The 26,807-nt window shown below is 41.4% G+C and carries 23 protein-coding genes and 1 riboswitch; of the genes, 4 read left to right on the top strand and 19 right to left on the bottom strand.

The window, feature by feature from the left end; genetic code table 11:
• Positions 1-12: 12 nt before the first annotated feature.
• The 9 genes from BUF11_RS11290 to BUF11_RS11250 form a co-directional block, all read right to left on the bottom strand.
• On the bottom strand, positions 13-633 hold the full coding sequence (locus BUF11_RS11290) for an SGNH/GDSL hydrolase family protein (RefSeq protein ID WP_073588955.1): 621 nt from the start codon (positions 631-633) through the stop codon (positions 13-15).
• A 50-nt stretch (positions 634-683) separates the two neighbouring features.
• A complete protein-coding gene (locus BUF11_RS11285) occupies positions 684-2,831 on the bottom strand; it encodes a pyruvate formate lyase family protein (RefSeq protein WP_084558608.1) in 2,148 nt (715 codons plus the stop codon).
• On the bottom strand, positions 2,819-3,694 hold the full coding sequence (locus tag BUF11_RS11280) for a glycyl-radical enzyme activating protein (RefSeq protein WP_073588954.1): 876 nt from the start codon (positions 3,692-3,694) through the stop codon (positions 2,819-2,821). The genes BUF11_RS11285 and BUF11_RS11280 overlap by 13 nt, the downstream gene beginning before the upstream one ends.
• A gap of 46 nt (positions 3,695-3,740) precedes the next feature.
• Positions 3,741-4,700: a DUF1861 family protein gene (locus BUF11_RS11275; protein WP_073588953.1), complete on the bottom strand. Its 960-nt coding sequence runs from the start codon at positions 4,698-4,700 to the stop codon at positions 3,741-3,743.
• Between the two features lie 108 nt (positions 4,701-4,808).
• Positions 4,809-6,146, bottom strand: a complete 1,338-nt coding sequence (locus BUF11_RS11270) for an FAD-dependent oxidoreductase (protein ID WP_073588952.1) — start codon at positions 6,144-6,146, stop codon at positions 4,809-4,811.
• A gap of 60 nt (positions 6,147-6,206) precedes the next feature.
• The gene (locus tag BUF11_RS11265; RefSeq protein ID WP_073588951.1) at positions 6,207-7,904 is read right to left on the bottom strand and encodes an ABC transporter substrate-binding protein; all 1,698 of its coding nucleotides are present in this window, start codon (positions 7,902-7,904) and stop codon (positions 6,207-6,209) included.
• A gap of 115 nt (positions 7,905-8,019) precedes the next feature.
• Positions 8,020-8,910, bottom strand: a complete 891-nt coding sequence (locus BUF11_RS11260; RefSeq protein ID WP_073588950.1) for a carbohydrate ABC transporter permease — start codon at positions 8,908-8,910, stop codon at positions 8,020-8,022.
• 33 nt (positions 8,911-8,943) lie between these two features.
• The gene (locus BUF11_RS11255; protein WP_073588949.1) at positions 8,944-9,900 is read right to left on the bottom strand and encodes an ABC transporter permease; all 957 of its coding nucleotides are present in this window, start codon (positions 9,898-9,900) and stop codon (positions 8,944-8,946) included.
• Entirely contained in the window at positions 9,897-10,883 is a 987-nt protein-coding gene (locus BUF11_RS11250; RefSeq protein ID WP_073588948.1) for a DUF1861 family protein, read from the bottom strand. Before BUF11_RS11250 ends, BUF11_RS11255 begins: the two co-directional genes overlap by 4 nt.
• A gap of 329 nt (positions 10,884-11,212) precedes the next feature.
• Between BUF11_RS11250 and BUF11_RS11245 the strand changes: the two genes are divergently transcribed.
• Positions 11,213-12,229 (top strand): LacI family DNA-binding transcriptional regulator, encoded by a 1,017-nt coding sequence (locus BUF11_RS11245; protein ID WP_073588947.1) that lies wholly within the window; start codon positions 11,213-11,215, stop codon positions 12,227-12,229.
• A 117-nt stretch (positions 12,230-12,346) separates the two neighbouring features.
• Here the strand turns inward: BUF11_RS11245 and pgmB are convergent, their stop codons facing one another.
• The 8 genes from pgmB to ahpC all read right to left on the bottom strand — a co-directional run bounded on the left by pgmB (position 12,347) and on the right by ahpC (position 22,034).
• Positions 12,347-12,997, bottom strand: coding sequence for a beta-phosphoglucomutase (gene pgmB, locus BUF11_RS11240; RefSeq protein WP_073588946.1), 651 nt, complete (start codon positions 12,995-12,997; stop codon positions 12,347-12,349).
• A gap of 25 nt (positions 12,998-13,022) precedes the next feature.
• Entirely contained in the window at positions 13,023-15,341 is a 2,319-nt protein-coding gene (locus BUF11_RS11235; RefSeq protein WP_073588945.1) for a glycoside hydrolase family 65 protein, read from the bottom strand.
• Positions 15,342-15,368: 27 nt separating this feature from the next.
• Positions 15,369-16,208, bottom strand: coding sequence for a carbohydrate ABC transporter permease (locus tag BUF11_RS11230; protein ID WP_073588944.1), 840 nt, complete (start codon positions 16,206-16,208; stop codon positions 15,369-15,371).
• Complete coding sequence (locus BUF11_RS11225) at positions 16,208-17,083, bottom strand: carbohydrate ABC transporter permease (protein ID WP_073588943.1); 876 nt, start codon at positions 17,081-17,083, stop codon at positions 16,208-16,210. Before BUF11_RS11225 ends, BUF11_RS11230 begins: the two co-directional genes overlap by 1 nt.
• A 102-nt stretch (positions 17,084-17,185) precedes the next feature.
• Complete coding sequence (locus BUF11_RS11220; RefSeq protein ID WP_073588942.1) at positions 17,186-18,505, bottom strand: sugar ABC transporter substrate-binding protein; 1,320 nt, start codon at positions 18,503-18,505, stop codon at positions 17,186-17,188.
• Positions 18,506-18,742: 237 nt separating this feature from the next.
• Entirely contained in the window at positions 18,743-19,717 is a 975-nt protein-coding gene (locus BUF11_RS11215; RefSeq protein ID WP_073588941.1) for a LacI family DNA-binding transcriptional regulator, read from the bottom strand.
• A gap of 214 nt (positions 19,718-19,931) precedes the next feature.
• On the bottom strand, positions 19,932-21,458 hold the full coding sequence (gene ahpF / locus BUF11_RS11210) for an alkyl hydroperoxide reductase subunit F (RefSeq protein ID WP_207665481.1): 1,527 nt from the start codon (positions 21,456-21,458) through the stop codon (positions 19,932-19,934).
• 12 nt (positions 21,459-21,470) lie between these two features.
• The gene (gene ahpC, locus BUF11_RS11205) at positions 21,471-22,034 is read right to left on the bottom strand and encodes an alkyl hydroperoxide reductase subunit C (RefSeq protein ID WP_073588939.1); all 564 of its coding nucleotides are present in this window, start codon (positions 22,032-22,034) and stop codon (positions 21,471-21,473) included.
• A 208-nt stretch (positions 22,035-22,242) separates the two neighbouring features.
• Here ahpC and BUF11_RS11200 point away from each other — a divergent pair, with 208 nt between their 5' ends.
• Complete coding sequence (locus tag BUF11_RS11200; protein WP_084558605.1) at positions 22,243-22,746, top strand: sigma-70 family RNA polymerase sigma factor; 504 nt, start codon at positions 22,243-22,245, stop codon at positions 22,744-22,746.
• Positions 22,743-23,615 carry an RsiV family protein gene (locus BUF11_RS11195; protein ID WP_073588938.1) on the top strand — a complete coding sequence of 291 codons (873 nt, stop codon included), beginning with the start codon at positions 22,743-22,745 and terminating at the stop codon, positions 23,613-23,615. The genes BUF11_RS11200 and BUF11_RS11195 overlap by 4 nt, the downstream gene beginning before the upstream one ends.
• Positions 23,616-23,624: 9 nt before the next feature.
• On the opposite strand, the gene BUF11_RS11190 is transcribed toward BUF11_RS11195, so the two are convergent.
• Positions 23,625-24,011 (bottom strand): SpoIIAA family protein, encoded by a 387-nt coding sequence (locus BUF11_RS11190; protein WP_073588937.1) that lies wholly within the window; start codon positions 24,009-24,011, stop codon positions 23,625-23,627.
• Between the two features lie 244 nt (positions 24,012-24,255).
• Positions 24,256-24,363: riboswitch (cyclic di-GMP riboswitch) on the bottom strand.
• 426 nt (positions 24,364-24,789) lie between these two features.
• On the opposite strand from BUF11_RS11190, the gene BUF11_RS11185 reads away from it, so the two are divergent.
• Entirely contained in the window at positions 24,790-25,122 is a 333-nt protein-coding gene (locus BUF11_RS11185; protein ID WP_073588936.1) for a HEAT repeat domain-containing protein, read from the top strand.
• A 217-nt stretch (positions 25,123-25,339) separates the two neighbouring features.
• On the opposite strand, the gene gdhA is transcribed toward BUF11_RS11185, so the two are convergent.
• Complete coding sequence (gdhA, locus tag BUF11_RS11180; RefSeq protein ID WP_073588935.1) at positions 25,340-26,674, bottom strand: NADP-specific glutamate dehydrogenase; 1,335 nt, start codon at positions 26,672-26,674, stop codon at positions 25,340-25,342.
• Positions 26,675-26,807: the final 133 nt, after the last annotated feature.

Genomic DNA, 26,807 nt, shown 5'->3' with positions numbered 1-26,807 from the left:
TACTGCATTCCATCAAAATCCTGCTTTTCTAAGCCATTCCTGTGCTATCAGTCCATGGCCTGCCATGGTAGGATGTACCCCGTCCGCTGACCAGAATTCCGGGCTTTTCTGCGCTGCGGCACTGTTGAATAGTCCATCCAGAGGTAAGAGCAGGGTTTGAAATTCCCTGGCAAGATTCCTTACAGCGTGAATCTTTGGATCCAGATCCTCCCTCCACTGTGTTCTGTCCTCCGGAAAAGGCAGAACAAAGGGTTCGCACAGCATTATTTTTGCACCGGTCTTTTCTTTTACCTGTGAGATGATTCTTCTATACGTATCTTCAAAATCTTTTGCTGAAACCGGATTATTGCTGTCATAACGCCTCCATGTATCATTGATGCCAATCAGGATAGAAACAAAGGTAGGATTCAGGCTGGTACAATCCTCATTCCATCTCGCCTCTAAATCACAAACCCTGTCTCCTGATATTCCCTTGTTTATAAAGCGGATATTTTTTTCGGGATATCTGGCCTGAAGCCACGAACTAATCAGCAGAGGATACCCGGGACCCATATCATTTTCATCTTCCCTGTTTCTGCCGCAGTCAGTCACACTGTCTCCCTGAAATAAAACAATCTCATTCTCCTTAAACATATATACACCTGCTGCTTACCGCAGCCATCCTTTCTTGTTGAAACATCCTTCTAAAGGCCCTCCACAAACCGGTCTACTACCAGCTGCCTGAATTCCGGTGACAGCGTTGCAAAATATGCCGTAAATCCGGTTACTCTTACAACCAGGTCCGGATGCAATGACGGATCTCTATGGGCTTCCATCAGTTTTTCTTTGTCCAAAACATTAATATTAATCAAGGTACCACCCATATCCATATGAGTTTTCAGCAGCTGCATTACCTTTTCCACACCGCCTTCCTGAGCCGACAGGTGGGGATCCATCTCAAGTTGAAGAGGTGCCGCATTGCCATAACCCGGTTGGACTTTCGCTATACCCGTAGCCATGGAGGTGGGAGCTCCGTCTTTTCGAAAACCCGGATTGGGATTCGCTCCATGGGTAACGGGAGTAAAGGCCCTGCGTCCGTCGGCGGTGGCTCCGACCTGTTTGCCAAACATGATAGTGCTGGACCAGGAAAACCATCCCGGAATCAGTTCCCTGCCCTCCGGTACCGGCTGTTCCTTTACAAGTCTGGCAAAAAGTTCACTGACTCTGACTGCCCACTTATCTCCCAGAGAATCCCCCTGACAGTAACGCTCAGAGGCTCTAAGCATCAATCGGGTACGTTCACCGGATACACCCTCAAAGTTACTTTGTATTGCCTTGTACAGCTCCTGCCAGGAAAGCTTCTTTTCCAAAACTATCCGCTGTTCTATGGCTGCCAGCGAGTCGGCAATAGTTCCCAGACCCACTCCGTCAATGCCCACTGTGCAAAGTTGTGCACATTGGCTTATGTTAAGGCCCTTCTCAAGGGTCCCATGCATAATCAGATCCAAAACCAGCTCCGGCATTACCTTGTGCATATGTTTGAAATGAATGTCTATTCCTTTGGCAGTCACTTCCACCGCACGCTTTAGGTGTTCTTCAAAGATTTTCATCAATTTCTCAAGAGAATAATCCTCTCCCTGCATCATCTGATGATAGGCAATGTCAAGTACCTTTGCCACATTGATCTTGATACAGTCATTTAAAGGATATTCCTTACCCGGTACCGCCATCCAGTTACAGCCGACGGCAATACGGTTTCTGGCGTCGCCCTTGGTAACCCCTTTATTCTTCTGGTAGTTCATAAGACCGGTATCCCCTGAGAACCTTGGCCATCCATTTTTGTCTATAAAAAGATACTCCACTGCCTTATGAAAAAATTCCCTGTCCATGTTGTCATGATACCTTACGGTAAGATTATTGGAGATGTTGAGCATATGTGCTCCCTCCAATACCAGATAGGACAAGTGGTTTGTTAAATCGTTTCCATCTATATCTGCTCCGGATACCTGATAGTAATGGGTGTCAATGAGCAAAAGATTGGCAATTATAAATCTTGCCTCCCCGTCATCCAGTATTCCTGCTGCTGTATCCCTTTCATAATAAGGCAAAAGAAGTACATCCAGATTAAAGCCCGCGCCGTCTCTGTCATATATCCTGGACACCGTGGCAAACCAGGCCACCCACTGGCAGGCCTCCAGAAAGGTTCTGGGCGCACCTTCTATCACCCATTCGTTGCACCTTAGCATCTTTTCAAGGGTTTCCCGGATTTCCGGCGTTTTTTCTTCCTCGAGCAGTCTTTTAATTTCCTCAATATGACGCCCTATCCAGTGTTGTATCGTCAGAATGATTCGTTCCTCGGCATCATAAAATTCCTTTTTTTCTTCACCGTGAAGGTCCCTGTAATCGCGTACCTTAGAAAGCAAGCCTCCCCAGCCTAAAGCCAGTCCAATGGAAAAATCTCCGGCAAAATGAGAATCCGCACCAATACCGGTTGTAATGCCATAAAGTTCCTGCTCCCTTTTTAATTCCTCATACGGATACAGATCCTGCGGCCACCCCTTGGCATGCTGAATCAACATCCCCCGCCATCTTCCGCATAATATCTCAAGGGGGTCAACATATACCGGATACTCTTTCATATATGCTTCAAAGTTAACAGACCACCCTGTAGGACCGTAAAATCCACCATTGCTGTGATTTGGTATTGCCTGAAAAGTAAAGCTGTCAGGCATAGGAACCGTACCATAATCGTCAGCATCCATAAATCCGTTTTTTTCTTTCTTTTGCTGGGTATGCTGCACCTTCTTCTTACGCAGCAGATCAGCCCTGTCCTGCCATGTCATTCTATCCATCCTGACTCCTTCTTTGGATTATAATCCATAATGTCCCGCATTTCTTTTCCCGCTACCAAAACCTTAATACCATAACTCCTGGCTGCTGATGCAAGCTTAAGCATTGTAGAATTATCCGGTTTTTCAAATATTTCCGGCTTGAATGCTCCTTCCTTCAGCTGTTTGGACTGTCCAAGCGGATGGTAAGGCAGCAGTTCGTAGTACAATACATTATCAAATCCTGCTGCAAATTCAGCAATACAGCTTATTTCTTCCACCCTGTCATTTACAGTGGGAATAACCGGCGTCCTTACTATGACAGGTTTCTTTCTGGCCGATAATTCCTTTAGGCCGGCTAATACATTCCGGTTATCACCGCCCGTCCATTTCCGGTGCAAATCCGCCTGCCATAATTTTATATCCATCATCACCAAATCACAAAGCTCTGCAATCGGTTCTGCTGTTTTCCAAGGTAATGTCAAATTGGTTTCTATGGCAGCATGTATACCGCAATTCTTTGCTGCCTCCAGGAGCCTGTAAGTAAATTCCGGCTGCAATAGCGGCTCCCCGCCGGAAATTGTCATTCCTCCTCCGCCGGAATAATACGGCTCATCAAGTTTTACTGTCCGTATAACCTCTTCCACTGTCATCTTTCTGCCGCAAAGCACCTTGGCTCCGGAATAACAGCCTTCACTGCATAAACCGCATCCAATACACTTTTCGGGATAGTACATCCATTCTTCCCTGCTATCAACCGTTTCCGGGTTGTGGCACCATGCACAGCGGAGATTACAGCCTTTTAAAAAAACCGTTGTCCGTATTCCCGGTCCGTCATGGGTGGAACATCTTTGTATATCCGCTATCATACCAAAACTATTATTCATGATGTGCGCTGCATTCTACTTTCTGCTTATCCAAGCATTCCTGCTGTTATATTGTGCTTACTATTTTGCCATATCCCTCAAAGGGATAATCAATTACGATCCTTCCAACTTCCGCATCGCCGATACCACTGTACAAGTCTGCTTTGCCATCCTCCCGCATTACAATTCCGGATGTAAAAGCGCAATCCACCAGAGCCGGCGTTTTTGCAGGACCTTCCGGATAACAGCTTCTGGTTCCGATAATCTTGACATCCAAAGCCTTGTGCTCTTTCATGTCATATACAAAGGACATGTTCATATATGCCAGAATGTCCTTTCCATCTTTATCGGTTCTTTTATAACTCTTATGTCCGATAACACCGATTTTTCCACTGTCCAGATAATAGCACTGGTTACAGCCGCCCCATTCATCCTCTTCAAACAGACCGTCGATCTTTGCTGCATTATTGATAACATCGGCATTCAATTCACTGATATCGTTTATTACCGCAAACCCGATTATGGATTCGCTTCCGTGAAGGGCTCTGATTTCCTCACTCCTGGGTCTGGAAAACACACCCACCCTGTTGTCTTTTAGTTGAACCAAACGGATATCCTTCATATAATCCGGACCTGTGGTAAAATAGTTCAAATCATGTATATCTTCACCTCTGTAAAAATACCCGTAATAGGTATCAACGACTCCTTGTTTCTTCCTTACGTGAGTACCTCCAAGAATCAGCTCTCTATTAATAACTGCTATGTAGGGGTCTTCCAGCTGGTAAATCATATCACCTTGTACCAATGTCCATTCATCCCTGCCGGTTTCTTCAAAAAGTCTTGCCCAGGACCTCGCCCATTCATTCCTCTTCTCAACTCTTCCGTAAATGTACCTTTTACCATTCCAATAAAACGGAATGGAAGAATTATAAACATCAAATCCATCTACACCAAGGAATTTCACCTTGCAGCTTTCATATATCTGTTTCTCTCTCTCAAACACTTCCCTTTGTTCTTTAAGCTTCATGGCAAACCTCCCGTTCTTAAGATATTTGGATGGGGGCAGGACTATCCAAAATCTATGCCGCTTTCTGTTTAATATTGACTTTCATATGGATATGTCTTTAAAGTTTCATTATAAACTATCTATCACTCCACATTTTTGTAATATAGACTGAACTTTTGTAACAGACACTTCACGTAATTGGATATTATCTTTGACACTGATTGCCGCAGCCGTTCCGCATGCCTGGCCTATGGAGGCCACAATAGGCTGTACGCGATAGGAGCTGCATGCAAAGCGGGAGCCGCTGATACATTTTCCGGCTATTAAAAGACCTTCGGTATGTTTGGGAAGCAGGCTTCTATATGGAATGCCATAAGTCCGAAACTTTTTGTTAAGTCCTTTTTCATCAATCTTTGCAGAGCCCCATAAATCAACGCCATAATTACTGACAGCTATCGTATCATATTCAAAATTCCCTTTAAGCATATCATATATCGTTAAGACATAGTCTCCCATCACACGCCGGCATTCCCGCACACCGATTTTAGGTGCTGCCTGTACAGTAAATCCATGCTCATACCAAGTTTTCGCATTATGTTCTATCTGAACCAGCGCCTGCATATATGCTTCTCCCAAAAGCATATCATCCCTTGTATCCGCACATTCTACAGTTGCTCCCCAATGGAGATAAATTCCTTTATTCCTGGCCAAAGCTTCCGTATATATACTGGATGACCAATTATAAAGTTTATCTTCAACAAATCCGCCGCCTCTGAAATCCGAAAAATCCGGCATAGTATCTCCACTCATGCGTTGTGTGATATACATCAGGGTACAGGGCATTACTCGATTATTTCTTTCATCGGGGGCATATTCTTCACCAAAATCCGCCTTTGTATCAGCTCCATATCTTACATCGCACCCAGCCATTTCAGCCAGTATACCTGTTCCGGTCGAATCAATCGTAACCTTCGCATGAATTACCAACGGCTGAGTACCAAATCCGTGGCTCGCAATAACACCCGATACTTTTTTTTGTCCGTTAGAATCCTCTTTACATAATATACTTGTAGCACGTACACCCGTAATCAACCGGATATTCGGCTCTTGGCTTAGAAAATGACTGATGGTATGTGCGTAAGAATACGGCATCCACCAATGATTATTATCGTCCATTCCTGCATGAAAGGGAATGACCGGCTCCATATCAATGGTATGGTTTTCATTCAAAAAGTCCAGCAATTCTCTATAAATGCCCACACGCGGATCACCGCATGTCATGCAGACATACATATCTACAGGGGCTCCGCCGGGAAGGGAATCTTCCTCAAGAAGGATGACTTTAGTACCGTTTCTCGCTGCCGCTATTGCCGCTGATATTCCAGAAGGACCTGCACCCACCACAACCACATCGCAGTTACTTTCATGTAACATTTGTTCATACATATCAATAACCATGCCTTTCATAGTGAAAGATGCTTGGACGGGGAATCGCTTCTCCGCCCAAAGCCTTAAATATTATCTTAATTACTGACCTTCATATGGATGTGTCTTTAAAAATTCGTTAAACTGTTTCTCGAATTCTTCTGCGTACTTTTCCCATCCGGAGTTCTTTAATTTCTTATCCAGCTTAGCTATTTCAGATTCATAGTCTGCCATCATACCGTTTCCTAAAGCAGTCCTTATGGATATGGCATCAGAAATTAAAGCTGCTTCTGTCTTAACCGAATCGCTGTTGAATGAAAATCCGGAAGTAATGTCCTTATAGAAATATTTCTCATCAGAGAATTTCTTTACATAGTTGTATACATCATCAGGAATAGAAGAAGATACTTTTAACATTGTAGGATTCCAGGTCATTAAATAACCGCCGAAATTATAAGTATTTCCGGTATCCGGGTTAGCTGTCACCTCATATTTGCTATTATCTGCTGCTTTCCAGTGTTTTCCTTCCACGCCAAGTTCAAAGAGATCATGGTTTTCCTGTGACTGGAAGATCCAATCATAGAATTCCATTACACGGTCAGGATTCTCACAGGTAACAGGAACCGTTGCAAAGTTCCATGCCTGGAAAGTAGTACCTGACTGATGTTCTGCCTCATTTGCCACAAAAGTATTAAAAGGAATGTAACCAAGCTCTGCATTGGGTAAGGATTCTTTAAACTGAGTAGCTATGGTATTAAAAACATCCGCACCACGGATTACACTTGCTGCCCTGCCCGCCATAAAGTCTGCCTGTGCATCGGTGGTATTCAAAACATCCTTGCTTATATAACCCTTCTGATAGAATCTGACTGCTATTTTATATGCCCAATAGGGATCACTCTTGGATTTATCATTAGCATCCAGATATTTTGCATATTCCGGATCCAGTGCCGGCAGATAGCTTCTGGATACATAAGCAGTACCGTCATCCTTAATAATAACTCCTCCTGCCAGAACACCCCCTGGCATTAATCCTCTGCTTGAATAATTGTGCTTTGCTAACTCATTATTACTGTAAAACGCGTTCATTAGCTGATCCTGTGAACCTAAAAATGCCAGAGGAGTCGTTCCCTTTTCATTTGCCAGAATTGCATCATAATAAGCTTCAATATCATCTACACCTTTAACGGTGATTCCATATTTATCGGCTAAATCTTTTCTATAATACAAATACGCTCCGGCATCATAAGAATTAGAAAAAGGAATGCCGTAAACATGATATTCCCCGTCAGAACCCAGGAATTTATTTGTACTTAAATAATCTTCGGAAAAAGCTGCTTTCAGTCCGGGATACTGGTCATTATTAAAATATTTATCCAGGTTTACCAACTGGTCATTCAAAGCTGCTTCCTGAATAGACGGAGCAGTCCACTGTGCAAGAAATGCGGAATCCAGTTTCTCACCTGCTGAAATTTTTAAGGATACCTTCTGTCCGATATCATCCCAACCGCCATAAAGAAAATTAAGCTTTAGATTCAAAGTATCTTTTGTTTTTGCATAAAACTCATTCAAAACAACATCCATATCCTTCGCTGCTTCTCCGGGATATAAAAAGGTTATCTCATAAGGATCCTTTGCTGCCTGAGCAGACGGTGTATCAGTAGTCTCCCCTGCTTCTTTTGTTACATCAGCTGTTTTATTACCGGATGTATTCTCATTCGCATCTTTCTTACTGCTGCATCCGGCAAACAAAGTCATTACCATTAAGATGGATAATAATACCGCTACTGCTTTCTTCATAATTTTTACCTCCTAGTTTAAATTCCTTCTCCTATGTCCTTCTTAATTGTCAAAATACTTATTTAAACAATCATCAACCTGCGCGCAATTCAGCTGATAATTGCATTAAATCCCTCTACTCTTTCACAGAGCCTATCATGATTCCTTTCATGAAATACTTTTGCAAAAAAGGATATACCAACACAATGGGGCCGATACTAAGCATTGCCGTAGCCATTCTGATACCAAGAGACGGCAGGGTTACATTCCCCATGGCTTCCATAGCCCTTGCTCCCAACTCAGATTTGAGAAAATCCAGTTCCCGCTGGAGCTTCATAATCAAAAACTGCAACGTATATAAGTCAGGTTTCTCTATATAAAGCAATACTTTATACCATTCATTCCAGTATCCCATTGCCGCAAAAAGCGCTATTGTCGCAAGAATCGGCTTAGAAAGCGGAAGTATTATCCGGATAAAGATCTTAAAATCTGTTGCTCCGTCCATTTTAGCGGATTCCGCCAGAGAAGCCGGCAGTGTTTTAAAATAATTGGTCATCAGAAAGATGTTATAGGCATTTATCATTCCAGGAATGATTAATACCAGGAAATTATCCTTTAAATCCAGGACCCTTGTAATAAGAATATAGTTCGGTACCAGACCGCCGTTTAACAGCATGGTTAAATAGATGTACAAATTTATCTTCCCGCCGTATTTCAATCCCTTAACCGATAAAGGATACGCAGTAAGGGCTGTGAAAAATACTGTTAGCATCGTCCCGAGCACCGTCATGCTTACGGTAACCAAATATGCTTTATAAATAGTATTGGTCTTTGTAAAGATAATCTTATAAGAAGTGATATCAAAATGTCTTATCAGCAGAGAATAACCTTCTCTGATTAAGGTATTTTCATTTGTAAAGGAGGCACAAAATGCCATCCACAGCGGTACCAGGCATATTACAGCAAATGTACCGGTAAGCACATACGCCGTTATCAGCACAATACGATCAAAGATTTTATCTTTCATTTTCTTTCCCTCTTTCCGTAAGCTTGCAAAACGTTAAAATACTTTATTGTCTTCATCAATTCTTTTCGCTATGTAGTTCGTTCCCACTGCAAAAATAACTCCAAGGATTGACTGAAGAAGGCCGACTGAGGTTGACATGCCAATGTCATTTTGCGTCCTTAATGCTCTGTATACAAAAGTGTCAATAACATCTGTCGTACCTCTAAGAAGAGGGTTATCTCCAAGAAGGGCATAAATCATGCCGAAGTCTCCTACAAAGATACTGCCTACCGATAAGATGAGGAGCACTACTGTTGTTGTCTTAAGCATCGGCACTGTCAGATAGACAATCTGTTGAAATCTGTTAGCCCCGTCAACCTTTGCTGCCTCATACATTTCCTGCCCAATGCCTGATATGGCTGCCAGGAATACTACTGTTCCAAAACCTACCCCTTTCCAAAGCCTTATTAATACCAGCAATAGGGGCCACACCCCGGCGCTTTGGTAAAAAGGTACCTGTTCCATACCGAAAGAACCCAGCATCTTATTAATCAATCCGTCATCGGTTCCGAATAATGCCAGAGCGAAGACCGAAACAACCGCCCAAGACAGGAAATTCGGAAGAAACATAAAGGTCTGGGTAACTTTCTTGTACCATTTACGCGAAATTTCATTAATCAATACTGCCATTAATAACTGTGCGATTAAACCCGTTGTGATAAACAGCATATTAAGGAACAGAGTATTAACCGTTATCTTTATCCAGCTTCCGGAAGCGAAAAAATACTTAAAATTCTCAAATCCGACAAATTTACTCTTTAGACCAAACCAGCCCGCCATAGGTTTATAATCTACAAATGCATAATAAACACCAACCAGAGGAAGATAATTAAAGATAAAAAAATAAATAACACCTGGCAGAACCATAAAGTATAAACCCTTATTTTTTAATAACTCAAAGATTACAGAATTTGTTTTTCTGGCTGTTTTTCGCTGTTTTAACATCTTCATTTTAAATTCTCCATTCCGTTCTCCCATATTGCAAAGGGATCATTTATGACTGCACTGCCAATCTGTGCATCGCTAAGCCCCGTGTAAATAACCGCTTTTTTATCATCCCGGCGCTGTATTCCCGCCGTAAAAGTGATGTCCTTCAGCCTTGGTGCCTTTGCCGGCCCTTCCGGAAAACAATCTCTTGTAATTATTACCTTGGGAGTACTTCTTTCTCCGGTATGGGGATTCAAAACAAAAGCCATACCATAGTAATGCAGGTATTTTTCATCTCCAATATTTTCTCCATATGCTATATGACCTATTACTCCCAGATTACCATTCTTTAAAAGATGTATTTGGTTACAGCCTCCCCATTCGTCCGGAAGAAAGAGTCCCTCCAAAAAAGGCGCATTTTCGATATTCTTTGCGGTTACATCCTTCAAAGAATCCACCACTGTAAATCCAATCTTTGCAATGCAGCCATATTCCTCAAGCATTTTCTGTCCCTGAGGACGGCTGAATATCCCAATTCGTTTATCCTGCAGCTGAACCAGCCGGATATCCTTCATATGTCTTGGCCCAGAAGCAAACAAGGTCAAATTGTTAAGATTTGTGCCTCTGTAAAAATCCGTGTACCATGCCTTTGCACATCCGGTGGCCTCATCCCAGTCTACCCGGACTCCTCCAAGTATCAGTTCATTGTCTATAATGGTAACAAAAGGATCCTGAAGCTCAAGAACTATCGCCTCCCTGCATAAAATCCAACCAGTTTCTTCTTTTCTAAAAAACATAACCTTTGAGTGTTCTCTTTCTCTGCTTTCAACACGCCCGGCAATATATGTAACACCATTTAAGTCAAAAGGAACTGAAGGATTATATATATCCAGTTCTCCCATATCCCGAAAGCTGTGAATAGTTCCGCATATTTTGCTGTCTTGGCTTTTAAAATTCTCATACAATACTTTGGCACTGACCGGTATTATGTTCTGATCTTGATTCATACAGTCTCTCCTTTTAGTACAATGACTTTTGTACAGCTTTTATATTCTTATTTTCTTGTTTGTTCTTTATTTGTTTCCTGTTTTGTTACCTACTATTGACTAACGTTATTTTTGATTTCATTATATATAACTCACATATTAATGTCAATATATTTTTTTGTATTAGTTATAATGTATAATAAATTTTAGTCAGAATAAAGTATGCCACTTAATTTCATATTTTTTGTTAACTAACAAAAACTAGCTGTTGCATTTGCGTTAATCAGCCTGTATAATAAGCCATATAAATATACATACAAATAATGTTTTTACCGATAGAAGGGGAATATATGAGCAACAAAAAAGTATCCATGCAGACCATAGCCGATTACCTGAACATCTCCAAAGTCACTGTATATAAGGCACTGAACAATCAGCAATATGTTAGTGACGATCTCAAGGAGAAGATACTACGGGCTGCACAAGAATTAGGTTATTATAAAGTTTCCGGTAAAAATCTGGCGCTTAACAACAATCTGGCATTTGTTGTACCTAAGCGTTTTTTTCTCGAAAACGAAGGATTTTATACATCAATTTTTTACTATTTGAATAATTTTTGTCACAACGATGGACTTGCACTTACTTTATATGTAATCAACAATTCCGACGAAAGTAATTGCACCCTGCCGGCTACACTCAATTCCGGCAGCTGCGATGGTATTTTTATAGCCGGAGAAATGACAGATGATTATATCCATGGTATAGGTGATCTCGGACTGCCGGTCCTTTTAATCGATTTCTACAAACCATCTTTTAACTATGACTGCATTATAGCCGATAACTTTTTTAACGGCTTTACCATAACCAACTATCTTATCGAAAAGGGTCATACCGATATTGGATTTGTAGGCAATCCCAGTCAGACTTCCAGTATCTCGGACCGTTTTTATGGTTATCAAAAGGCTTTGGCTGCCCATAATCTGCCCTATAATCCCGACTGGCACCTGGTAAACAACAACCTGACTACCGGAGTTTACACTTTAGAGACTCCATTGCCAAAAACATTACCCACCGCCTTTGTTTGCCACTGTGACAGAGCTGCTTATTTTCTGATTCAAAGGATTAACATGGAAGGCCTTAAAGTTCCCGCGGATATTTCTGTTGCCTGTTTCGACAATACCAATCTGGCAGAGAATTCAAATCCTCCGTTAACTACCGTTGATATCAGCACTAAGACTATTGCAAAGAATTCATACAGCCAATTGCGAAGCCGCATTAAAGATAACTCTCTCTCCAAGCAGCGCATTTATATACCCTGTAATATTGTAGAAAGAAGTTCCGTAGCCAATATTAAGAAAATCATATAGAAACAAAAATAAGTGTTGATACAAAGCTTGCTTTTAAGCTTATATCAACACTTATACGATATCAGAGGGAATGCACATCCTGCTCTCCCTCTTATTTTTTAATTTTAAATACGTCTTTTACGATACCACACCGCAAATCTCTATCAGCTCTTTAAACTCCTTCAGATTATAATCCGCCAAACTATACCCAAGGGCATCCCCTATGGCCGCACTGCCCATTCCTGCTGCGGCGGCAGCATCAATACCCGCCCTGGCATCTTCTACTACAAGGCAGTCCCCGGGCTCTGTCTTAAGATACTGCGCCGCCAGGAGAAACACTTCCGGATCCGGCTTTGATTTTGTAATGTTATTGCCATCCGAAATTGCATCAAAGAAGCCTGTAAGTCCTATTCTTTCCAATATGAAGCCTGCATTTTTACTGGAAGAACCGATGCTAAGCAATATCCCGCTCTTCCTAAGCCGCTCCAACGTATCTTTCACTTCAATACTTAAATCCTTTTCTGTCATCTGCTTAAGGAGTTCCTTATAGATTGCATTTTTTTCTTCCGCAAGCCCTATTTTTTCCTCCTCTGTAAAAGAGGTCCCTTTCCATTGTTCCAGAATAATTTCGAGGCTTTCCATACGGCTGACCCCCCGCAATCTGTTATTGATACTTTCATCAAAATATATCCCTATTTTATCCGCCAGCTGCTTCCAGGCAAGGTAATGATACCGGTCAGTATGGCAGATAACTCCGTCAAGGTCAAAAATTACTGCTTTATATTTCATCTACTCCACCATTCCTTATTCCATGTTAAGATTTGTGTTTAACGGCAATTCTGCCACTTAGTTCATATATATCCTGATACACATGAATCTGTTTTGCCGTTCCGCTGATTAAGGTGAAGATACTTTCCTCTGCACCTACTTCCACCTTAATCCTGCTGTCCTCATAATTTATCCGGAAGCAATATTCTTCCCAGCACTTCGGAAGCACCGGAGCAAAGCAGATACCGCTTTCTTTAATCCTTAAGCCTGCAAATCCATATACGATTGCCATAAAGGTGCCGCCCATATTGGCGGTATGGATTCCATCCCTGGTATTCTTATGGGTGTTGAACAAATCCAGCTTGGCAGAATCGCCAAAATATTCATAGGCTTTCTCCACCAAACCAAGCTTCGATGCAACAATGCTGAAAATACAGGTAGACAGGGAAGAATCGTGGGTAGTGACCTTCTCGTAATACTCAAAGGATTTTCGGATTGTTTCAAGGGACTGGGCATCCTCAAAGATAAAGTGCGCCAGTACCGTATCCGCCTGTTTGCATACCTGATAACGGTATAAATGCAGGGGATGGTAATGCAATAATAAAGGGAATTCTTCTGCCGGTGTACCGGGTATGTCCCACACCTTCTTTTGGAGAAAAGAATCATCCTGGGGATTGATTCCAAGAGTCTCATCATACGGCAGATACATGCTTTCTGCCGCCCGTTTAAACTCCTCTACCTCCGAATCAGTCAAACCGATTTTATCCGCTACCCTCTGGAGCTTTCCTGCCTCCTTTAATAATCCATAGAACTTTACCGCCCAATTCAGATTATACTGGGCGGCTGCATTGGTGAAATAGTTGTTATTCACCATACAGGTGTATTCATCCGGCCCGGTCACTTCATTTATCCGAAAGCTTCCCTGATAATAATTTCCCACATCCAGCCATAGTCTTGCTGTTTCAAATATTATTTCAGCACCCTTATCGGCTACAAACTCCATATCTTTGGTTGCCAGATAATAAGAAATGATTGAATAGGCAATATCCCCGTTAATATGATAGGCAGCCGTCCCAGATGGAAAATAGCCGGAACATTCTACTCCCATAATGGTACGCCATGGGTATAACACCCCTTTTTTATGACCTAATATATATGCATTTTCCCTCGCCTTTTCCAATGTGCTGTAGCGGAAATTGATAAGATTCTTTGTTATGGAAGGCTCTGTCAAATTAAAGAACGGCTGGATGTACATTTCGGTATCCCAGAAATAATGCCCCTCATAGCCTTCGCCGCTTAAACCCTTTGCAGCAATATTACAGAACTCATCCTTTCCTACGGATTGTATCAGCTGATACATATTGTAATTGACCGCTTCTGTCAGGGCATCATCCCCCTTGATTTCAAGAAAGCAGTTATTCCAGAACTCCTTTAAGTATTCCCTCTGGGCTTCATAATGCGCAGACAAAGGAATAGAAAGCGCCTTTTCCATCTCTTGTCTTGCCGCTTTACCGCAGTCCTCATGTCTGATGGAGTCACAGAAAACGGTATATTTGGTCAGGGTAACTGTTTCCTGTTCCTTTACAGGAATCTTCCCCTTGTAACAGGCACTATGCTCTCCCTTCTTAAGAAGAACGTTTTCATCCGCACCAGACACCTCACTGCCCTTCATCCCTTCTTTCGCAAGAATATGAGCCACACCTGTGCAGACAGTCAGACCGGACTTTGAGGTCATCGAGGTCAGATAAGAGATACCTTCCTCCAGGCAGGCTGTCATAGGCAAGAGGTATCTTTTGCTCTCCTGGGCCACTCTGGGGTCATTTGCATTGCTGTAATTCGTTACCTCTCCCATATGATAGGAGCTAAAACCTATACTGCCGTTAAAATTAACCGCTTTTACACTATATTCCATTGCAAAGAGTGTCAGCTGGCAAAAAGAAGCCATACGTTTAATCACTATCTCTGCTTCTTTTCCGGCAGGAGAACGCCAGAGAATTGCTCTCCCCGTAACCCCCGCTTCCATGTCCAGAAAACGTTTGCTCCTTAGAACCTCCCCCTCAAACAGACTGAAGATTTCTCCGTCAATATCCAAAAACACCGTCTGGGTGTCCGCCACATTTAACATGGCCTGCTTATCTTCCACCAGACCGCAGAGCTTCTCTGCCTGCTTCATATCTGCAATATCATAAAAACCGTTAATATAGGAACCTCTGATGGTATCATACCCTCCCGGGTACCCTTCTTCATAATTCGAACGGATTCCGATGTATCCGTTGGCATTATGGAAGACTGTTTCATTTACCATAAGGTCATTATTCTCTTTACTGTTGTCATCTATCTCATAGACTTTATACTGCAATCCCATTCTTTCCTCCATAACTAGCACTTTTTCCTATAGCTTTACCGCACCGGCTGCAACACCCTTTACAATGTACTTCTGGGCTGATAAATAGAATATGATAACCGGTGTTATTGTCAACATCAGTCCCGCCATGGCCAGATTCCATTCAATAGTAAACTGTCCGAAGAAGGATGCTGTGGACAGCGGTATTGTACGCAGGGATTTACTGGACAACACCAGAGAAGGAAGCAGATAGTCATTCCATATCCAGATAACATCCAAAATCATAACCGTTGCGGTAGTTGGTTTTAGCATCGGGAATACAATCTTCCAGAACACTTTAAACTTATTGCAGCCATCAATGGTTGCCGCTTCCTCCAGGGATACCGGAATGGATTTGACAAACCCATGATATAAAAACACTGCCATGCTGGTTCCAAAGCCTATGTTCATATAGATCAGACCTCCCAGACTATTCAACATAGGAATATGCAGGTTATCCCTCGCCCATCCCATAACCTGCATCATAGGCATCATAATGGTCTGAAAAGGAATAATCATGGTTGCAACAAATACCATAAACAGGATTCTGCTTAATCTGTCATCCGTACGCACAAACATCCAGGCAGTCATGGAAGCCAGAACGATAATAACAGCAATGGATACCACTGTTATTATCAATGAGTTTCCAAAGGCCCTAAGGAAACTCATCTTCTCCATCGCCTTTGCAAAATATTCAAAAGAAAAGCTGTTTGGAAGTGCCAGCATGTTCTCATAAAGCTCCGCCCGGTTCTTAAAGGAATTAACCAGAACAATATAAATCGGAAAAAGGTACACAAGGCAAAGAGCGACTACCAGAAATTCTATCAGGATTTTACCGAATTTCTTCATTACATCTCTACCTCCTTCTTCTTAGTAATGGAAACCTGAACCAGGGTAATAACAGCTACCGCAGCAAAAAAGATAATAGCCTTTGCCTGGCCGTATCCGTAATTATTCAGTGAAAATATCTCATTATATATGTTCATAGCCATCATTTCCGTTGCATTGCTGGGTCCCCCTCCGGTGAGTGAAAAGTTAACGTCGAAGATTTTAAAGCAATTGGACAGGGTCAAAAACAGGCATATGGTAAAAGAGGGCATGATAAGCGGAAATTTGATACGGAAAAGGGTTTGCCAGAAGCCGGCACCATCAACCTTTGCCGCCTCCAATACATCCTCCGGCATAGCCTGGATACCGTTAATATAAATAATCATGATATACCCTGCCATCTGCCAGGTAGCAACAATCATCATGGCAGCAAGTGCAAATTCAGGGTCTAAAAGCCAGCTAAAAAACACCTTGGTCCATCCCGTCAGCTGACCGATGGATTTGAATACATCCGTAAATATGAACTTCCAGATATATCCGAGGATTAAACCGCCAATCAGATAGGGCATAAATAACATTGTCCTTGCTGCATTCTTTACCTTAAGCTTTCCCGTTACAGCAAGTGCAAATATCAGCCCCAGTAAATTAATCAGCAATACAGAACATATGGTAAATAAGACCGTGTGCACCGCAGAAGTAAGAAACCTTTCGTCCGCAAACAATCTTATGTAATTGTCAAAGCCTACGAATTTCTTTTCATTTAAAGGCATTCCGTCCCAAGATATGAAGGAATACCCGATGCCTATTATAAAAGGTATTACTACGACCGTTGTAAAGATAAATACTAAAGGAAAAACAAACAAAGCATACCAGGCTTTATCCCTTCTTTTTTTCATAGAAACGCTCCTTCATCAAATTATAAAATGACAAGGATAGAGAAATCCAGCAATAATCTGCCCGCTAAATTTCTCTATCCGGTTTAAGTATCCAATTTCTGCTTATTGCTGTCCTGCCTTAACGAAAGCGTCGGTCAATTTCTCAAGCAATTCTGTTCCTGTCATATCTGTTGTAAAGAACGCCTGCGCTACAGGTACCAGATAGACATCAACAATACCTGCCGGCCATTTGCTCATAGGCCAGGAAATTGTCTTCCCTTCTGCTGCGTAGTCTGCAACTGCCTGTGACAAAGGATCAAGCTGTGCACTCGTCATTGATTTTAATACCGGGATAAAGCCAAACTTCTCCATCAGGTATTTCTTCCCGGTATCGCTTGTATATAACCAGTTAAGGAAGTCCTTGCCTGCCTGGATTTCGCCAGCTGAAACCTGTGAATTTATATACCAGCAGCTGGGTACGCTGACAGCAATTTTATCGTTTCCGCCGATAGGAAGAGGCATAATGCCCATATCGAATTTCACATCATAATCTTTAAACATACCATAGCACCAGTTGCCCTGATGAATGGATGCGGTCTTTCCGGTAGCAAAATCACCGGTTTCAGTATCATAATTAACTTCCAGAGGGTTACCCGTATTTTCTCTGATTGCTTCCATGAACTTCCCAAACTCTACAAATTCAGGAGTATCCTGCATTTTCACTTCTCCCGCAGTCAGTTTCTTTATGTATCCTTCCGGGTCTGCCTGTAAGGCAAAAGGAGTATTCAAAATATGTCCGATAAGGAAATAACTTTCCTGTGATAAGCTAAAGCCGTTGATGCCTGCCGCTTTCTGGTCTTTTAACATCTTTGCAAAAGAATTATAATCGGTAATCTTAGAAGCATCGATAAGGCTCTTATTATAAACAACTCCAAAGCCTTCCATCGTGTACGGAATACCAACCACCTTACCGTCAATTTCATTTGCCATGTTATCAGCTATATCACCGACAAAGGATAAATCACTTAAATCAGCAAGATAAGCCTTAAGGTCTTCCGATTCTGAACCGGGAGCCAGAGAGAAAATAGTAGGTCCCTGATTGTTAGCAAGTTTTACTTTAAGCTGCTGCAGGTAATCATCACCTGTGGTTCCCCATACTTCAACCTCAACGCCAGTCTCATCGGTATATGCCTTAGCACACTCCTCCAGTTGGTCACCTATTTCAACCTTGGACTGGAAAATAATAATCTTGTCTGCAGCCTTTGTCTGCTCGGAGGAACCTGTATCCTTACCAGCTTCCGGACTACTTGTTCCTGCATTGTTTGTTCCTGCATTGTTCGTACCAGCATTGCTTGTTTCCTTTTTCGTACCGCAGCCTGTTAATACCATGCTTAATATCATGACGGCCGCCAGTAAAACACTTGACATTTTTCTTAATTTCATAGAACCCTCTCCTTAAAATGAAAATATTAGTAAAACGTTGTACTTAAATAATAATATCAATTCACCACTTTGTCAATATTGTTGATTTATATTCTTTTATCAAGCATTATCTTTGTAACATTTGTATATGTTTTAAAGTGAAAAAGTCATGTGAAAGTATCAACTTTTGTTGATTATCACACGACTTTACTAAAATTATATGCTATTTTACTTGCATTTTACTGATTTCAGGTAAAATTAATCCTTTTTAATACCTGCGCTCTCCCTGAAAATAATCCTTGCCTCTATCTTAAAGGTCTCAACATTCTTCTGTCCGCGTATGTTCTCAATTAAATATCTGGCAGCAATATAGCCGCGTTCGTAATTAGGGATAGATACCGTAGTAAGTCCCATAGCTTCCGCCAGATCGCAATTATCAAAACCTGTAACAGCTATGTCTTTTGGCACCCTAAGTCCATTATCCCGAAAAGCCTTCATTGCCCCGATTGCCATATTATCATTTGCACAAACAAGGCAATCCGGAAGCTCCCTGCTTAACATTAATATCTTCGCAGCGGTATAACCGCTCTTTTCACGGTAATTACCGGCAAAATAGCTCTTCTGCTGGAACTCTATGTTATTTGCCTTAAGAGCATCCCGGAATGCCCTGTAGCGCTCCTTATTATCCGCAGTCTCCTCCGGGCCGCCAACGAAGCCGAAACTGCGGTATCCTCTGTCTATAACACCCTGTATCAGTTGGTACATAGGTTCATAATTATTGACCACCACACTCTTAATCCAGGGATTTTTCATAATTCTGTCCAGCACCACAATAGGGTAATTCTCGCCTGCAATGCGGTTTAAGACCTCATCCTGCATCTTCTTATCCAATATGATACTGCCGCTGGTAAGACTGTTATTCATATACTTCTCGCAGGATTTATCCGTACAGATAATCAGGTCGAAGTCATTATCATTCACATAATCACTGATGCCATTGATAATCTTTAAATAAAAGCTCCTGTCAAAGTCACTGAAATTAAAGAGAATTGTATTGGGTTTGCCGGACTTAAGACCCCTTCCTGCCATATTGGGGTAATAAGAAAGTTCTTCACAGATTTTAAGTATTCTTTCTCTGGTTTCTTCTCCCACATTCTTCTTATTATTCAAAACATTAGACACGGTTGATACCGAAACCCCGGCCTGCTTTGCAATTTCCTTTATTCCTGTCATATGCCATCTCCTTCGTGAGATGAATGCCATCCCTCTGTTCTTATAAAATATTTTACTATATATCAGTAAATTTTACAATTATTTTTATAAAAATATTGTATTTTTTACTTGTCTGATATTATATTAATTTTACTGCAAACAAATCAGGGACTGCTGTACAATTTCTGTAATCGTACAGCAGTCCCTGATAATATCAGAAGACAAAGCTCTTATTTTAGTTTCTTATCAAATAGTCAAAAGCACTTAATGCAGCATTTGCTCCGGAACCCATTGATATGATTATCTGTTTATAAGGACTGTCGATGCAATCCCCTGCGGCAAAAATCCCTGAAACATTCGTGTTATTACGATTATCAACAATTATCTCACCCAAACGGTTACGGTTAACTGTATCACCCAGCCAGTCGGTATTGGCAGCCAGACCAATCTGGACAAATACACCTTCCAGTTCAAGATGTTTTTCTTCTCCCGTTTCACGGTCAGAAAAGGTAATTCCATTGACCTTGCCGGATCCGGTTATTTCCTTTGTCTGTACATTTTTATAAACCGTAACATTTGGCAGGCTGTAGAGATGCTCTTGAAGAACGGCATCCGCCTTTAACTCTGTCAGGAACTCAAGCACCGTAACATGCTCTGCCACTCCTGCCAGGTCAATAGCAGCCTCAATGCCGGAATTGCCTCCGCCGATTACAGCTACCCTTTTCCCCTTGAATAAGGGTCCGTCACAGTGAGGGCAGTAAGCTACTCCTTTATTTTTAAATTCTTCTTCTCCGGGTACATTCACCTTCCGCCATCTGGCACCGGTACTAAGAATTACAGCCTTGCTTTTAAGAACCGCTCCATTTTCCAGCTCTACTTCAATAAGTTCCTTCTTTGTAAGATTCTTTGCCCTCTGGCCTTTTATAATATCCACATCATAATTCTTTACATGCTCTTCCAGACTCTGGGCAAGCTTTGGCCCTTCCGTATATTTCGTGCCGATAAGGTTCTCAATACCTAAAGTATCAAGTACCTGACCGCCGAAGCGCTCTGCCACGATTCCGGTACGGATGCCTTTACGTGCCGCATAAATAGCAGCACTGGCACCGGCAGGACCTCCGCCCACTATAAGAACATCAAAAGGCTCTCTTTCACTTATCTTTGATGTATCCAGAGAAGCGCCAAGCTTTAAGAGAATTTCCTCCAGTTCCATTCTTCCGCCGCCAAAGAATTCACCGTTAAGATAAACTGCGGGCACCGCCAGAATATTCTTATCCTCTACCTCTTTTTTAAAGACAGCCCCATCAATCATAGTGTGGGTAATACCCGGATTTAATACACTTATAACATTCAATGCCTGTACGACCTCCGGGCAATTGTGGCAGCTTAAGCTGACATAGGTCTCAAAGTGGAACTCTCCCTTTAGGGCTTCAATCTCTTCCTTCACCCTTTCTTCTATCTTAGGAGGTCTTCCGCTGACCTGTAAAAGCGCCAGTACAAAGGAATTAAACTCATGGCCCAGGGGAATACCGGCAAAGGTTATGCCTTTTTTCTCATCCTTTTTACATATCTGAAAACTTGGCGTTCTGGGTAAACTCTCTTTCTCTACGGTGATTTTCTCCGACAGAGTGCTTACCTCTTCTATAAAACCTGCCAAGTCTCCCGATATGCTGTCAGTACCGGCACTAACTTTAATCTGTATATCACTTTCCAGCAGTTTTAAATATTCTGCCAGTTGACTTTTGATTTCTTTTTCGAGCACTATGTTCCCCCCTTAAATCTTTCCTACAAGGTCAAGGCTGGGTTTTAATGTTGCTCCTCCTTCTTTCCACTTCGCAGGGCACACCTCACCGGGATTATTCCTTACATACTGTGCTGCCTTAAGCTTATCAACCAGGGTGTCCGCATTACGTCCGATATTGCCTGCATTAATCTCCACGGTCTTAATAATGCCATCAGGATCAATTAAGAAGGTTCCGCGGTCTGCAAGCCCATCTTCTTCAATCAGTACGTCAAAATTTCTGGCAATGGTATGGGAAGGATCCCCGATCATAGTATAAGTTATCTTACGGATAGCCTCTGATGTGTCATGCCATGCCTTATGGGTAAAATGGGTATCGGTGGATACGGAATAAACTTCTGCTCCAAGATTCTTAAAAGTATCATAATTGCTCTGCAGATCCTCTAGCTCTGTGGGGCACACAAAGGTAAAGTCTGCAGGATAGAAGCAAACAATGCTCCACTTTCCTTTAAAATCTGCCTCTGTTACTTCTACAAACTTTCCGTCACGGTATGCCTGTGCCTTAAATGGTTTTACTTCTGTTCCGATTAATGACATAATAATATACCTCCTGTTTTTTTATTATATTTTTATTTGATTGTTTTAAATTAGTAATGATTACTGTTATTATAATAACTTGATTTTCCAAAAATGTCAAGGATAATTTTAATTTTTTATTTTATTAATTAAAACTTTTCTATGGGTTAAAATATCTAATCTATAAAAGGTATCAGTTTTGAAAGCTGATATACCGTAAGGAGAGAAGGTGAAAGTTTTGGGAGAAAGTGTCTACGCACAATTAACAGAATACATAACCGGCAGTCAGAACAGCTTCTACCGCCTGGCATACAGCTATCTTGGCAACAGGGAAGCAGCACTTGATGCAGTTCAGAATTCCGTCTGCAAAGCCCTGGAGAATTACCAGTCCATCCGAAATCCAGAGTTCTTAAAAACTTGGTTTTACAGAGTTTTAGCAAACGAATGCATCGCATACAGGAAGAAATACCAGAGAGATCTTCCCTTGGAAGAAAAACTGGTGCAGAAAGATTTTTATTATCAAAAAGAATTCGAAGCGGGACTTAATTTATACGAAAAAGTAAACCGGCTGCCAGATAAATTCAAAACCATTATCATACTGCATTATTATGAAGATATGACTTTAAAGGAAATATCAGAGATAACCAATGTTAATCTAAACACTGTAAAAACGCGGCTTTATGCCGGTATTAAGAAGTTACAGAAGGCCATGAAAGGAGAAGAATTACTATGAAAGAATTGGATATGGCAAAGAAAATCTATCAGAATATCAAAGTCCCTGCAGAATTAAATGAACGCATTAACAAAGAACTGAAAAAATCAGAATCAAACCAGAATACAGGGACTGTTAAAAAAGCTGTTCATTCCCGTCTTAAGATTTGCATAACTGCTGCCGCTGCCTGTATTGCCCTCTTTATTACAGCTCTGAACACAAACGCTGTATTTGCCGAGAATGCTAAGAGGCTTCCGGTTATAGGCCAGGTCGCAAAAGTTCTGACCCTTCGTTCCTACGAAGAGACAGATAAGGATAAAACCATAAAAGTAACTCTGCCAGAGGTAGCGTCCGAGGCTTCTGTTGCTGAACAGATCAATAAACTCATTGAAGAAAAATCAAAGACTTACACAAAGGAAGCTGCTGAAAGGGTGCAGGAATACAAGGATGCCTTCTTAGAAACCGGAGGCACAGAAGAGGAATTCTCCAAGAAAAATATCAAAATAAAAGTAGATTATGATATCAAATATCAGGATACAGATCTGGTTTCTTTTGTCCTGTACGGTGCGGAATCCTGGGTAAGTGCTTATGACTTCAATACTTTCTTTAATATTGATTTAAAGAATGATACAGAGGTTACTTTAAGGGATCTCTTAGGCCCTGATTATATTGAAATTGCCAACCAAAGCATTAAGGAACAGATGAAACAACGATTAGCAGAGAATCCGGATAATATGTATTTCACAACCGAAGAGGGGGGCTTTACTTCCATTGACTCACATACTAAATTTTATATCAATGAGAAAAAAAATCCTGTTATCGTATTTGATAAATATGAAGTTGCTCCGGGAAGTATGGGAATCCAGGAATTTGAAATCATTAAGAAATAACCTTTCAAACTAAAAACCCTTTGACTTTAGCCAGGCTATTGCTTCATCTTCATTTATAAAAATCTGCTGTGGAACCTTAGAAGAGGAAATGCCGCCTAAACATTTTTTAGCTTGGTCGCTGTCCGTAATAATTGCCCTGTACTTTAGATTATTCTCCGCCTGCCAATCCAGATGTTCCTCCGACAGGTTTCCCGGCTCGTAAAACTGATATTTCCGGATATCATAAATGATTACCCAGGGTTCCTTGCAGATGATGGGTCCGATTATTTCCATAAACTGATTATGGTATTCTTCAAAATCCTCATTTGTCCAAAGGCCGATAGGGGTTACATATACCATTCTTTCCTTTGCATTATAATTAATAGTATATGTCCCCTTTGGATGTGAGATCATCATAATATATTTCCTCCTAAGTTAAATTCAAACTATCTTTGATTGTATTTTTTTCATATAAAACCGATTTTATAACATAAAAAAAACCAAATGCAGTCAGGCTGCAGATGGCTACAATAACTACAGCGGCCCGACTGCCATAGTATACCCCATGCATTTCGCAAGTTTACTTGCGAAACTGCCTGAATAGAAAGCGAAAAATACATCGCATTTTTCACACTATCCCTATGCATATCGCAAGTTTACTTGCGATACTGCCCAAATAGAAAGTAAAAAATGCTTTTTATTTTTCACACTATACCTTAGACTCGTGGCTTTGCGTCCTTACCTTTCAGTAAGTTTGCCTTTTTCAGTTAACTTTTATCAAAAATACGTTTCCAATGTATTAGGTAACGAAACTTCATATTATGAAGTTATTAGTTTCAAATAATACTAATTATATAGAAATTTGCTCAACAGTCAAATAATACTGCACCAATTAATACCATAATATCACAAGCCAATACAAAAGTAAACAAGAAAGTCATAAATAACACGGTGAATGGATGCAATTCAGCCATTAGGCCAAACTATAACGAAGAATTAAAAAATAATTAGCTGTTTGCTTGCACTGTGGAGGAAATAGGACTATAGTTAAATTGCGACCTTACAGCATTAAGCGGTTACAGGTATCAATGCTCATCTTTTTTAAATGCAAACAGCAGGATGGAGTTTTTAGAGATAGCTGCTTAATATTTATATTTTGTAAGATTACAAACTATAAGAAAGAAGGAGCAACATTATGAGTGAAGAAAAAGTAATTGAGAAGATCCAGAAGCTGACGGAAAAGAGAAAGACAGAAAAGGTTGAACAATTCCTTCACGATAAGGATATAGAAGTTGTTAAAGCAGCAATAGCAGGCCTTGGCATCATTCGGGATGAAATGGCTTTTAATCTGCTAAGCAAGCTGATAGATCATGAAAATCCGGAAATCAGAAAAGCAGCAATCGTTGCCTTTGGCAACTCTGGAACAGAACAGGCCAGAAGCTTTTTGCAGCTTCTTTTATCCAAGGAAACGGACGAGGGCGTAAAGGAAGTAGCTTCAAAGGCATTGCGGGAATTTAAAACAAAATAGAACAGACAGGGAAGCTTAAGTGCCATAGCAGGAGCTTTTGTATGCAGATATGATAAATACCCTCTGGCAGCTAGCAAGAATTTGATTGCTGCCAGAGGGTATTTCCTTTTATCGGATTCCTGCTTTATTTCCTGAAATTTTCTCCCATTTATCCGTCAATTCCCAAAGAACTATCGATTGGGTTTTCTCATCATCACAGAATGCAATTCTCCTTTTACTACCAGATTCCCTGTGCCATCATAGCATCAGCAACCTTTAAAAAACCGGCTATATTAGCCCCAAGTACATAGTTTCCTTCTGCCCCGTACTCTTTGGCGGCATCTGACATATTGAAAAAGATATTCTTCATAATTCCCTTTAACTTCTCATCAACCTCTTCAAAGGTCCAGCTAAGCCTTTCACTGTTTTGTGACATCTCCAGCGCGGAAGTTGCAACGCCTCCTGCATTAGCTGCCTTACCGGGAGCGAATAGGATTCCTTTATCCTGTAAATATTTCGTTGCCTCAAGATCCGTAGGCATATTAGCCCCTTCTGCTACTGCAATACAGCCGTTTTCTGCTAAGGCCTTTGCATCCTCTAACAGCAATTCATTCTGGGTGGCACAGGGAAGAGCAATATCACATTTTACCTGCCAAACACCCTGTCCTTCATGGTATTCTGCTTCCGGGCGGAACTTAAGGTATTCCGTCAGCCTTTCCCTTCTTACTTCTTTGATTTCTTTTAGGGCTTTTACATCGATTCCTGCTTTATCATAGATCCATCCATTGGAATCACTTACGGTTACTACCTTAGCCCCCAGTTCCATTGCTTTTGCTGCCGCATAGATGGCTACATTTCCTGCACCGGATACGGCAACTGTTTTCCCTGCTATGGAATGTCCATGAGCTTTCAGCATTTCTTCCGTTAGGTATACAAGTCCAAAGCCGGTAGCTTCCGTTCTGACAAGGGAACCGCCATAGGTCAGCCCCTTTCCGGTAAGTACACCCTCGCAGGTTCCTTTTATCTTCTTGTACTGCCCATACAGATAGCCGATCTCTCTTGCACCTGTTCCAATATCTCCGGCAGGTACATCCGTGTCGGCACCGATGTATTTACATAACTCTGTCATAAAACTTTTACAAAAAGCCAATACCTCACGGTCTGACTTTCCCTTGGGATCAAAATCCGATCCGCCCTTGCCTCCGCCTATGGGAAGCCCCGTCAGGGAATTCTTAAATATCTGTTCAAAACCAAGGAACTTAATGATTCCTTTGTTCACAGAAGGATGCAGCCTTAAGCCGCCCTTATACGGTCCAATAGCATTATTAAACTGTATACGATAACCGGTATTTACCTGCACATTTCCCTTGTCATCTACCCAGGGCACCTTAAAGAGAATCTGGCGGTCCGGTTCAACCAGCCTTTCCAATAATGCTTCCCTTCGGAATTTCTCCTCGTTTGCTTCAACAACAGGACGCAGTGATTCCAGTACTTCTTTTACTGCCTGATGAAATTCATATTCGGAAGGATTTTTACGAATTACCATTTCTATTACTTCACTTATATAATCCATGCTTTCCCTCTTTTACCGCCCCTTTGCGGTATCGCCACGTAAAAGTCTGTATGAATAATTGTGGCCCTCTCTGCAGTATTTTCATACAACCTAAGCTGTGATGCCGGATTACATATAATCGCACAAATTAAAA

Source organism: Anaerocolumna xylanovorans DSM 12503 (assembly GCF_900143645.1).
GTDB classification, from domain to species: Bacteria; Bacillota; Clostridia; order Lachnospirales; family Lachnospiraceae; genus Anaerocolumna; species Anaerocolumna xylanovorans.
This window is presented reverse-complemented; position numbering and strand designations above follow the sequence as displayed.